9 protein-coding genes and 1 tRNA gene are annotated in these 11,794 nt (G+C 66.7%); 7 read left to right on the forward strand and 3 right to left on the reverse strand.

The genetic code is table 11. The features are described from left to right. Positions 1 to 17: 17 nt before the first annotated feature. From AB0J91_RS08940 to AB0J91_RS08960, 5 genes are read left to right on the forward strand one after another with little or no spacing between them, the layout of a single operon-like run. Complete coding sequence (locus AB0J91_RS08940; RefSeq protein WP_363865638.1) at positions 18 to 1,847, forward strand: acyl-CoA dehydrogenase; 1,830 nt, start codon at positions 18 to 20, stop codon at positions 1,845 to 1,847. A gap of 28 nt (positions 1,848 to 1,875) precedes the next feature. Next, positions 1,876 to 2,502 (forward strand): isochorismatase family cysteine hydrolase, encoded by a 627-nt coding sequence (locus AB0J91_RS08945; protein ID WP_363865639.1) that lies wholly within the window; start codon positions 1,876 to 1,878, stop codon positions 2,500 to 2,502. A gap of 25 nt (positions 2,503 to 2,527) precedes the next feature. Beyond that, on the forward strand, positions 2,528 to 3,382 hold the full coding sequence (locus tag AB0J91_RS08950) for a p-hydroxycinnamoyl CoA hydratase/lyase (protein WP_363865641.1): 855 nt from the start codon (positions 2,528 to 2,530) through the stop codon (positions 3,380 to 3,382). Positions 3,383 to 3,391: 9 nt separating this feature from the next. After that, the gene (locus AB0J91_RS08955; protein WP_363865643.1) at positions 3,392 to 4,855 is read left to right on the forward strand and encodes an aldehyde dehydrogenase; all 1,464 of its coding nucleotides are present in this window, start codon (positions 3,392 to 3,394) and stop codon (positions 4,853 to 4,855) included. A 19-nt stretch (positions 4,856 to 4,874) separates the two neighbouring features. Beyond that, positions 4,875 to 6,407 (forward strand): AMP-binding protein, encoded by a 1,533-nt coding sequence (locus tag AB0J91_RS08960; RefSeq protein ID WP_363865645.1) that lies wholly within the window; start codon positions 4,875 to 4,877, stop codon positions 6,405 to 6,407. Positions 6,408 to 6,983: 576 nt separating this feature from the next. Here the strand turns inward: AB0J91_RS08960 and AB0J91_RS08965 are convergent. Further along, positions 6,984 to 7,057 (reverse strand) — tRNA-Pro (locus AB0J91_RS08965). A 103-nt stretch (positions 7,058 to 7,160) separates the two neighbouring features. Next, positions 7,161 to 8,120: a hypothetical protein gene (locus AB0J91_RS08970; protein ID WP_363865647.1), complete on the reverse strand. Its 960-nt coding sequence runs from the start codon at positions 8,118 to 8,120 to the stop codon at positions 7,161 to 7,163. 261 nt (positions 8,121 to 8,381) lie between these two features. Between AB0J91_RS08970 and AB0J91_RS08975 the strand changes: the two genes are divergently transcribed. Both AB0J91_RS08975 and AB0J91_RS08980 read left to right on the forward strand, forming a co-directional pair. After that, positions 8,382 to 9,227 (forward strand): SAM-dependent methyltransferase, encoded by an 846-nt coding sequence (locus tag AB0J91_RS08975; RefSeq protein ID WP_363865649.1) that lies wholly within the window; start codon positions 8,382 to 8,384, stop codon positions 9,225 to 9,227. An 80-nt stretch (positions 9,228 to 9,307) separates the two neighbouring features. Then, positions 9,308 to 10,333 (forward strand): lipase, encoded by a 1,026-nt coding sequence (locus AB0J91_RS08980; protein WP_363865651.1) that lies wholly within the window; start codon positions 9,308 to 9,310, stop codon positions 10,331 to 10,333. Between the two features lie 219 nt (positions 10,334 to 10,552). Here AB0J91_RS08980 and AB0J91_RS08985 read toward each other — a convergent pair whose 3' ends face one another. Then, complete coding sequence (locus tag AB0J91_RS08985) at positions 10,553 to 11,584, reverse strand: aldo/keto reductase (RefSeq protein ID WP_363865653.1); 1,032 nt, start codon at positions 11,582 to 11,584, stop codon at positions 10,553 to 10,555. Positions 11,585 to 11,794 lie beyond the last annotated feature (210 nt).

Below are 11,794 nucleotides of genomic sequence, written 5' to 3' on the forward strand. Positions count from 1 at the left end.
CAGAAGGTGCGAGAACGATGAGCAGTCACTACCGCAGCAACGTCCGGGACATGGAGTTCGTCCTCTTCGAACTGCTGAACGCGGACGATCACTATGGCCGTCCGCCCTTCGGCGAACTGGACACCGAGGCCGCTCGCAGTGTTCTCGCAGAGGCTGAGCGCTACGCGACGGACAAGCTGGCACCGTCCTTCAGCGATGTCGATCGCGAGCCGCTCTCCTTCGACCCGGCGACTCACACGGTCGGCCTCCCCAAAGCGTTCCGGGAGGCTGCCGCTGATTACCTGGAATCGGGATGGCTAGACCTCGAATTTTCGGCGCAGAGCCAGGCCGAAGCAGTCCCCCATTCGCTTCGCTGGTGCGTCACCGAACTGATGCTCGGGGCCAACCCTCCGATCCCGATGGGGGTCAACGTGGTGCCACAGGTAGTCCGACTGCTCGAGACCGAGGGAACCAGCGACCAGAAACGGCTTGCGCAACTCATCCGGGACAAGCGTTGGATGGCCACGATGGTGCTCACCGAGCCGGACGCCGGATCCGACGTCGGCGCGGCTCGGACTCGGGCCTACCCACAAGCGGACGGGTCTTGGACCCTCGAGGGGGTCAAGCGCTTCATCACCTACGGAGACCACGACCTCAGCGACAACATCGTCCACATGGTGCTGGCAAGACCCGTGGGCGTCGAGGGTGCCGGCGGGCCGGGAACCCGCGGACTGTCCCTGTTCCTGGTCCCGAAATTCCACGTCGACCTGAACACGGGGGCCTGCGAGGAGCGCAACGGCGTGCGCGTCACCGGCCTCGAGCACAAGCTCGGTCTCACCGCCAACCCCACCTGCGAGTTGACCTTCGGCGAAGACGCTCCCGCCATCGGCTGGCTCCTTGGCGACCGCCACGCCGGCATCGCGCAGATGTTCGAAATCATCAAACAGATCCGGATGCTCGTTGGCGTCAAGGCGATGGCCACCCTCTCCAGCGGCTACTTGAACGCCCTCGACTACGCGAAAACACGGGTCCAAGGTCTTCCGGTCACCCCGAAGTCCGGCACTCCGACGGCGCCGGTTCCGATCGTCGAGCATCCTGACGTCCGCCGCTCACTGCTGCGCCAGAAGGCGCACGCCGAGGGCATGCGCGCGCTGATCCTGTACGCGGCAACGCAGCAAGACCGAGTCCAGAAGTCCCAGCACATCGGCGCACTCGACGCGGAGGCCGATGCCCGCCACCAGCTCCTTCTCCCCGTGATCAAAGGCTACTGCTCCGAAGTTGCCTGGCAACTGCTCGGCCAGGAGTCCCTGCAGGTCTTCGGCGGCTCTGGATACCTCAAGGACTACCCGCTCGAGCAGTACGTCCGGGACACGAAGGTCGACACCCTGTATGAAGGGACAACCGCCATCCAGGGACTTGACCTGGTCGGCCGCAAGATCGTGCGCGACCAACGGGCCGCGCTGGACGGCCTGCTCTCCGAGATCGCAGAACTCGCCTCCGCGGTGACGCCCGATGACTTCGCGTTCGAGCGCGAACTCCTGCGCACCGCGCTCGCGGACTTCGACGCGCTCACCGCCCTGGTCGTGAGCCGGTGGACTTCGCCAGACGAACGCCCTGTCGCCGCGCAGGACTGCACACCCCTGCTGCTGCGCCTGGGCGATCTCGTGATCGCCTGGCTCGCACTGCGAGGTTGCATCGCCGCCCGGGACCAGCTCGACAGTGCCTCAGAGCGCGAACGCGACTTCTACCTCGGCAAGATCGCCAGTGGGCAGTGGTTCCTCCGCAACGTTCTGCCGAACATCACCGCAACGTTGACCAGTGCTCGCGCCACCACGAGCGCCCTCAAGCTGCCCTCGTCCGCTCTTTGACCGGTCCCCCAGCGCAACGGAGCGTCCCATGACCGACACCCCCACCTCTCCACTCCGTCTCGCCCCCGAGACGACGGCCCTCGTGAACGTCCACTGGCAACGCGACATCGTTACCCGCGAGGGAGCGTTCGGCCCCTTCTTCGCCGACGAGGTAGAAGGCCGAGAAGTGATCAAAAGCGCCGCGCAGGTCCTCGCCGTGGCGCGCAAGCACGGGGTGACGGTCGTCCACGCCCGGGCCGCGTTCCGCCCTGGCTACCCCGAACTGATCCGCAACTGCGCACTGTACGACCAAGTCGCTGCCAGCCAATGCCTGCAGGAGGGCACACCAGGCGCCGAGATCATTCCCGAGCTGACGCCTCAGGCCGAAGAGCCCATCGTGACCCACGGGCGCATTTCAGCCTTCCAGGGCACCGAGCTCGACCTCATCCTCCACGCCCGGGGCATCACCCATGTTCTCGTCACCGGAGTAGCCACCAACGTCACCGTCGAGGGCACCGCTCGCGACGCTGTCGGACTGGGCTACCGGACCGCGCTGATCGCCGATGCCTGCGCCGCCGTCGACATCGGCGCCCACGAGGCCACACTGTCCACCTTCCAGCTCCTGGGATCCACAATGGACTCCCACGACCTCATCTCCGCCTTCCGGCCCGCCTGACCCAAACCGCAAGGAGAAACACCCGATGACGACCGAAACGACTACCACCCAGCAGCAGCTTCCCGGCGGCGACACCGTCCGCGTCGACATCGACGACGACCACGGCATCGGCTGGGTGTACTTCAACCGCCCCGAAAAGCGCAACGCCATGAACCCGAAGCTCAACGTCGAGATGTCCGAAGTTCTCGACGCACTCGAGGAAGAGGACCGGGTCAAGGTCGTCGTGCTGACCGGCGCCGGTGACGCTTGGTCCGCGGGGATGGACCTCAAGGAGTACTTCCGGGAGACCGACGGCAAGCCCCGCTGGGTCCAGAACAGGGTGCGCGGCCAAGGCACCAACTGGCAGCACCGCAAGCTCCTGAGCTATCCGAAACCGACGATCGCCATGGTCAACGGATGGTGCTTCGGCGGCGCCTTCGTTCCCCTCGTCTCATGCGACCTGGCGATCGCTTCGGAAGACGCCCAGTTCGGGCTCTCCGAGGTCAACTGGGGTGTCACCCCCGGCAACCTCGTCACCCGCGCGCTGGCCGAGGTGATCCCCACCCGCGATGCGATGTACCACATCATGACCGGTAAGCCGTTCGACGGCCGCACGGCCGAGCAGATGCGCCTGATCAACGAAGCCGTGCCTAAGGAGAAGTTGCGCGAGCGCACCATCGAGATCGCCGGCGAGCTCAGCAACCTGAGCCAGTGGGTGGTTCGCGGGGCGAAGATGGGCTTCCGGCACTCTCGCCTGCTGTCCTGGGAGGCCGCCGAGGACTTCCTCTACGCCAAGCACGACCAGGCGATCCTCTACGACGAGCAGGCCCGTACCAAGGGCATGCAGGGCTTCCTCGATGACAAGACCTACCGGCCCGGCCTCGGCACCTACGAAGGCTAGGAGATCACCGTGAACGACCGTCTCCGCACCGTCGAACTGCTCCTCGACGGTCAATGGACCGCGGCGAGCGCTGGGACCACCCTCACGACCGTCACCGCGGCTACCGGCGAGCCAGTCGCCCAGGTGGCCGCTGCCGGAACCGACGACGCCGATCGCGCCATCGCCGCAGCCGCAGGAGCCGCCGCGGAATGGGGCGCCACGAGTCCTGGACGCCGCCGGGAGATCCTGGAGCAAGCCGCGTCATTGCTGTCTGAACGCAGCACCGATCTCGCGGAGCTGATGTCCCGCGAAATGGGCGCCGCCTCGGGCTGGTGCCACTTCAACGTGCACGTCGCGGTCGGCATGCTCAAGGAAGCCGCGGCCCAGACGTACTCCATGGTCGGCGAAGTCATCCCGTCCGACGTGCCCGGCCTGACCGCGCTCGGGGTGCGACAGCCGGCAGGCGTGACCCTCGGTATCGCTCCGTGGAACGCGCCGCTGATCCTCGGTGTCCGCGCCGTGGCCATGCCACTCGCCTACGGCAACCCAGTCGTCCTCAAAGCGTCCGAGCAAACGCCCGCCACACAAGCCGAGATCGTGCACGCCCTTCACGACGCAGGTGTGCCCGCCGGCGCCATCGGCCTCATCACCAACGCCCCAGACGACGCGCCGCAAATCGTCGAACGCCTGGTGACCCACCCCGACGTGCGCCGGATCAATTTCACCGGCTCCACCCGCGTGGGCCGGATCATCGGCGAGTTGGCCGGCAAGCACCTCAAGCGAGTGGTCCTCGAGCTCGGAGGGAAGGCACCACTGCTGGTGCTCCGCGACGCTCCCCTGGACGACGCCGTAGCCGCGGCCGCCTTCGGTGCGTTCATGAATCAGGGCCAGATCTGCATGTCCACCGAGCGGATCGTGGTCGAGAGCGACGTCCTCGACGAGTTCTCCACTAAGCTCGCCGACCACGCGACCTCGCTCCGCGTCGGCGACCCGACCGACCCCGCCACCCAGATCGGACCGATGGTCCACGCCCAGGCCGCCGGCCACGTCGAGGCCCTGATCGAGGATGCGGTGAACCTCGGGGCGACCGTCGTCACCGGCGGCACACGCAGCGGGCTCTTCGTCCAGCCCACCGTACTTCGCGGCGTCACGTCCAAGATGCGCATCTATCACGAGGAATCGTTCGGCCCCGTCGCATCGATCATCGAGGCCGGATCCGAGGACAACGCCGTCGACATCGCCAACGACACCCCGTATGGGCTCTCCAGCGCGATCTTTAGCTCCAATGTTGCGCACGCCCTCCAGCTGGCCAAGCGGATCAAGTCCGGAATCTGCCACATCAACGGGGCCACCGTGCACGACGAGCCGCAGATGCCCTTCGGAGGTGTCGGCGACAGCGGTTTCGGCCGATTCGGCTCACGCGCCGCACTGGAGGAGTTCACCGAACTGAGGTGGATCACGGTGCAGGACGGCAGCCGCCACTACCCCATCTGAACAGGAGAACACGACCACCATGGACATGTGGGGGCTCAGGTACGGCGAACTCGTCGAACGGCGAGCGCAGCGCCAGCCACACCGGGCCGCGATCATCTTCGAGGGCACGACGCTCACCTACGCGGACCTCGCGGAACGGATCCATCGTCTCGCCGCAGTGCTCGACGCCCGAGGCGTGTGCCATCGGGACCGCGTGCTCTGCATTAGTGAGAACCGGCCCGAGGTGCTCATCGCAGCATATGCATGTTCGCGCCTCGGCGCCGCCTTCGTGCCGGTGAACGTCGCCTCAACGCCCGACGAGTTGCGTTTCGTGCTGAACGACGCAATGCCCTCGTTGGTCTGCATCGGCTCGGAGGCTGTCACGGTCCGATCCGGTTCGTTGCCGGACCTCCCCCCGGTGCTCGAATTCGACCACTGGATGCGCGAACCCGCGGATGCTCGCCCCCGGCAACCGGTGGCGGTGAGCCCCGACGAGGTGGCGGTCATCTGCTACACGTCGGGAACCACGGGCAAGCCCAAGGGCGTGGCGCTCACCCACGCCTCGCTGCACTGGAACAGCATCAACACCCTACTCGGCCTGGACATCGCCACCGATGACGTCGCGCTCGTCAGCACCCCACTGTTCCACACGGCCGCGCTGAACATGCTCGCGGTAAACACCCTCTACAAAGGCGGAACTCTCGTCCTGCAACGGAAGTTCGACCCCAGCGAATGCCTCGACGCCATCGAGAACGAAGCCGTGACCATCACGTTCGCGGTGCCCACCATGCTAGCTCTTCTCGAACGTTCGCCCGAGTTCGGCGAATCCCGCATCGCCACGCTGCGCTGGATCCTCAGCGGCGGCGCCCCACTGCCCCCCGAAGTCGCCGCCCGCTGGTCGGCCATGAACGTCCCGGTGATCGCTAGTTTCGGACTCAGCGAGGCAGGCCCGTCCGTGACGTTTCGGCGACGCGATGAAGTCACTGACAAAGCGGGCTCCTCCGGTCCACCGGCACTCCTCACTGATGTTCTAGTCGTCGACGAGATCGGCCAGCCAGTACCCAACGGCGTCACTGGGGAGATTCTCGTCAACGGCCCGCATATCGCCGCCGGGTACTGGCACCAGCCTGACGCCACCCACGAGACCTTCGGCCCCGACGGCCTACGAACCGGCGACCGTGGCTACATCGACCCCGACGGAGACCTGGTCATTGTCGGCCGCAACAAGGACACCATCATCACAGGCGGTGAGAACGTCGACCCAGTCGAAGTGGAACAGGCCATCCTCCAACACCCGTCCGTCGCCGAAGCCGTCGTCACCGGCACCCCAGATCCGGTCTGGGGCGAAGTCGTCAATCTTGTCATCATCCCTGTAGAGGGCAGATCCCTTCATCTGGAAGAGGCCCGCGCCTTCCTGGCCAATCATGTGGCCAAGTACAAACTCCCCCGCCGCATCTCGGTGTGGAACAGCCTTCCCAAAAACCCGGTCGGAAAGATTCGCCGCAAGGACATTCAGGCCATGCTGAGCAACGACGCTAGCCAACATCTCAACGCGAACAGAACTGTCGGCTGAACGTCATAGCTCTCGGAAAGGTATGCTGATCAGTACGAAGCGGACAGTCGGCCCAGGCTCAGTTCGTTTCGCTGGAACGTCCGACGTCGAGCATGAGCGTGTTCGCAGACCCCGGACTGTGCTGCAGCAACTCACCAACCACCAGTTCCGCTGCCGTCGTCGAACAAGCGGGCAGCATCGGTCGGCCGGACCTACGTCGTCGAAACACCGTCGTGCCACGACTGGCGACCAACCATGCCGTACAGACACGAAGACCACCTAACAGCCACAAGCTGCCCGCAAGACGCACCAGCCGCGTCGAACGCGCAGCAACTGTCGCCAACGGAAACAGCGCCGTTGATAGCACTCCGCCACAGCTGGCGACCGTTGACGCACGTTGAAGGACCACTACATAGGGTGACCAGACAACGCGACCCCATTTGCATGATCAGTCAAAGTTGGAGCCCGCTCGCTCCAGATTCGCTCCAGAACGACTCAAACGATCTTGCAAAGCTGATCAGGAGAAGATCCACACCAGAACACGAAACAGCCCGCTGACCTGCGCTTACGCGCATAGCCAGCGGGCTGTTTCGGCCGTCGGGACGGCGGGATTCGAACCCACGACCCCTTGACCCCCAGTCAAGTGCGCTACCAAGCTGCGCTACGTCCCGGCCACCCCGTGGGGTGTGCACATAGCTTACCCCACGGTTCCGGTGGCGATCATGACCCCCTCCGCAAGGGCATTATCGCAGGTCATCGCCGGTTCGGATCGGGTCAGGACGGGCAGTACACGCCGCCGGCCGCGCGGGCGATCTCGGCGGGGTCGCCTGCTGCCACCAACGCGCAGTTGATGAACTCGCCGTTGGTCAGGCTGATCTGGTACTCCGACTCGTAGTGCAGGTCCGCTCCCGAGTAGATCGTCTGCAGCGGGGCTCCGGCGGCGTCCGCGCTGACCCTCACCGTCTCCTTCTCATCGCCGGAGGTGACGTCGACTTCGATCTCCCAGGTGCACCAGCAGCTGGTCGTGGTCGCCGCGACCTCGAACGGCAGGGGTTCTCCGGTGACGGCGTAGCGGCTGTGCTCGTCGAGGAACGGAGAGGTCCTCTCAGGTTCGCCGAACGCGGCGGGCTTGCTCGTGTACACGCGGTTGTCCTGGCCGTCGAGGTCGGCGACGACCTTGTCGGTGGGCCCTCCGCCCTGGCTCAGGATCGAGATCAGGGTGCCGTCGGTCGGTGGCGGTTTGCGCTCGACCACCTTCACCCGCATGTCGTTGATCCGGACGGGATCGGTTCGGTTGCCGACGAGGCTGAGGTGGTAGCGGCCGGCGCTCGTCGTGCCGTACTCGAATCCCAGCCGGATCCCACCGGCGCTCGCCATGAGCTCGTTGGAGTTCAGCACGCTGCCGCGCTCGTGGACCTCGGCGGCCAGGGCCTTCACCTGGTCGTCGGACAGCCGGTGCGGGAAGTACCAGACCCAGCCGTCGGGCCCGTTGTTCGCGACGCGCCTGACGTCCTCGACCAACAGCGCTGGTCCGCGCAGTTTCGCGTCGTCCCAGGAGCTTTCGATGGGGCGGGCGAAGACGGCGACGACAACGGCGATGATCGCCAGCAGCCCTGCGGTCCCACCGAGGCCCAACCACAGCTTCGACAGCGGCCGCTTCCGGCCGCGCACCCCCTCGGGCGCGGCGGATCGTCCGGCACTGCGCCTGCCCGCAACCACGCGACGTCTCGCCACCGATGCCACCTCCGGGTCCACCCGCGGTGAAGATTAGCGAGACGCGAACGCCGACAGGCCGAAAGCGGAATCGATTCCCGCGAACAGACCAATCACCCGGTCGGGTGTGACCTGGGGCACTAATGTGCCTGAACGGGATCGCGCCGGTCCGGACGTCCGTCCATTTGTGGCCAATTCCGATTTCATGGCCTGTCCCACCTCTGACTTCTGCGGTCGAGATGCGATCATGAGCCCAACGCTTTCGAACTGAGGGGGACCCCTGTGGTCGAGCAGTCCCGCGATGCTGCGGACCTGGACGTCTCGCGACCCAATCCGGGACGGATCTACGACTGGTTCCTGGGTGGGAACGCCAACTGGGCGATCGATCGCGTCTTCGGAGAGCGGCTGCTCGGCATGTGGCCGCAGATCGCGGGCGTGGCGCGGCAGAACCGCTCGTTCATGCAGCGCGCCGTCGTGGACGCCTTCGACGCCGGAATCCGCCAGTTCCTCGACCTGGGATCGGGCATCCCGACCATGGGCAACGTGCACGAGATCCTGCGGGAGCACACCGACGAGCCGGTTCGCGTGGTCTACGTCGACTGCGAGCCGGTCGCCACGGCTCACACCCGGGTCAACCTGCAGGAAACGGACTGGGCCGGGATCGTGCAGGCCGACCTGCTGAACTGGCGCGAGATCTTCGCCGACGACGTCACCAAGCGCCTGCTCGACCTGGACCAACCGGTGTGCCTGCTGGCGGTGTCGGTCCTGCAGTTCATCGGCCCGGACGGTGACATCCCGGAGGTGCTGCGGCGCTACGCCGGGAAGCTCTCCACCGGTTCCCGGATGGCCATCACGCACTTCGCCTCCGACGTCCCCGATCACGACGCGCGCGCCTCGATGGAGCGGTTCCGGACCGAGTGCGACGTCACGCCCAACCCGCTGTGGCTGCGTGACCGGGCCACCATCACCGACTGGTTCGAAGGGCTCGGAGATCGGTGGAGCCTGCTGTCCCCTGGCGTGGGCCAGCTGCCGGACTGGCGCCCCGACCTGATCACCGACCCGAAGGCCGCCGCTGAAGCGGAAGCGATGCGCCCGTACGCGTGGTTCGGCATCAGCGAGAAGGCCTGACCGCGTTCCTCGTCGTCGGCGTGGAGCACCTGATCCGCTGACCGACGCATCGTTCGGCGTCGTTCATCGTTGTAAGCGACATGATCACTCGTTGGGTGCACAGTGTCGTGCTCGCCGTCCTGGTGCTCGTCATCGCTCCGGTTCCCGCACAGGCCGACTCGGGATTCGCTCCCGTCGACCGGCCGGGACCTGCGCTGAGCGTTCCGCGCGAGCAACTGCAGGCGGCCTTGTCGTGTCATGGCGATCCGGGCAGCGAGCAGCAGCCGGTCCTGCTCAGCCCCGCCACGAGCGTCACTCCGGAGGAGAACTACTCCTGGACCTACGCCAAGGCCTTCACCGAGCAGAACCGCTTCTGGTGTTCGGTGACGATGCCCGACCACACGATGGGCGACATCCAGGTCGCCGGGGAACACCTGGTGCACTCGATCCGGGAGATGCACCGGCTGACCGGCAAGCGCATCGCGGTCCTCGGCCACTCCCAGGGCGGCATGAGCATGCGCTGGGCCCTGCGGTTCTGGCCTGATGTGCGTCCCGTGGTCGACGACATCATCGGCATGGCGCCGTCCAACCGCGGAACCGAGACGCTCAAGGGCTGCGGACCTGGTCCGACCTCGTGCGAGCCTGCGGTGTGGCAGCAGCTGGCCGGTTCGGAGTTCATGCGGGCGCTCAACAGCCGCGCCGAGACCTTCCAGGACATCAGCTACACCGTCGTCTACACGCGCCACGACGAGGTCGTGACGCCGCCGGAGTCCTCCGAGCTCAACACCGGCGAGGGCATGATCACGAACGTCGCCACGCAGGACCTGTGCGCGGCGAACACCTCCACCCACCTGCTGGTCGGCACGACCGATCCGGTGACCTACGCGCTGGTGATCGACGCGCTGGACCACCCGGGACCGGCCGACCCGGCTCGAGTCGACGCCTCGGTCTGCGGCGAGCCGCTGATGCCGCACATCGATCCGGCGTCGGTGGACACCTACCTGCGACCGCTGTCCGCGGTCCCGGGTCTGCTCAGCACCGCGCTGCCGGGCGTGAACCTGGTGGGCGCGCCCTCGGTCGACCGGGAGCCGCAGCTCCGCTGCTACGTCTACGCGGCGGGCTGCTGAGCCGATGCTCAGACGAAACCGCCGATTTCGGGCGCGCGCCGGAGGCCCTGAAACCGGTTGAGCGAGAACGGGTTCAGGCCAGGTGGGGGTTCTCGGCGTGTGCGCCTCGGGGTGTGGCCGGGGGCGGTTTTGGTCTGAGTTGTCCGGGCATTTCGGACGTCGAATCACGGACGGTTCGGACCAAAACCAACCCCTGGCAACGGCTCGTACCGAGTGGGGCTACTTCTTGAGCCCGGTGCCGTGGATTCCGTGCTTCTCGACTACGGCGAGCTCCTCATCCGTCAGCGGCGGGAACTCCAGGGCTTGGACGTTGTGGTCGAGCTGCCAGACGGAGCTCGCGCCGATGAGCGCGGAGGTGACCTCCGGCCGACGCAGGACCCACTGCAGCGCGAGCTGGGCCAGGGACTGGCCGCGCTGCTCGGCGAGCTCGTTGAGGGCGGCCGCGCGCTCGCGGTAGGTCTCGTCGATGACGTCGGGCGACAGGAACGCGCTGTTCTCCGCGCGCGCCCCGGAGGGGACGCCCTTGAGGTACTTGTCGGTGAGCAGGCCCTGCGCCAGCGGCGAGTACACGACCAGGCCGAACCCGTCGTCGGCGGCGAGGTCGAGCAGGCCGTTGTTCTCCGGCGTGCGGTCGAAGATCGAGTAGCGCGGCTGGTGGACCAGCAGCGGCACGCCCGCCTCCCGCAGCAGCTCGGCGGCGCGGTGCGCGCGGTCGGGCTGGTAGTTGGAGAGGGCGACGTAGAGCGCCTTGCCCTGCTGCACCGCGCTGACCAGCGCACCCACCGTCTCCTCGAGCGGGGTGCTCTCGTCCGGGCTGTGGCTGTAGAAGATGTCGACGTGATCGGTGCCCAGATCGCGCAGGCTGTGCTCCAGCGAGGACAGCAGCGACTTCCGGGAGCCGCCCTTCTGGTAAGGACCGGGCCCGATGGGGTTGCCCGCCTTGGTCGACAGGATCAGCTCGTCGCGGTGCGGCGCCAGGTCCTTGGCCAGCACCTTCCCGAAGAACTTCTGCGCCGCGCGGTGCGGCGGGCCGTACCGGTCGGCGTTGTCGAAGTGCGTGATGCCCAGGTCGAAGGCGTGCAGCACGATCTCGCGCTGCGTCTCGTAGGGGTAGTCGGTGCCGAACTTCTGCCACAGGCCGAAGGAGAACGCGGGCAGGTCCAAGCCGGACGCCCCGGCTCGCCGGTACTCCATCTTCTCGTAGCGGTCCTCGCTCGCCGCGTAGGTCTTCTCGAAAGCCCCGTGGCCCATCGGTCGTCTTCCTCCGGTCTGTCGGGTTCAACTGCGCTGGACCGCACGTGCGCGGTCCAGGTCACGACCCGTCATGCAACCACTTCGGACGCCGGAGAGCAGCTCGATCGTCTCGGGTCTCACAGGGCAGGACGCGGTCGGCGGGTTCGGCCCGAACCCGCCGACCGCCCGCGCTCAGCTCCGCTTCGCGTATCCAGCCCGCCGCGGCGT

This window comes from Saccharopolyspora sp. NPDC049357 (genome assembly GCF_040677225.1).
Taxonomy (GTDB): Bacteria; Actinomycetota; Actinomycetes; order Mycobacteriales; family Pseudonocardiaceae; genus Saccharopolyspora.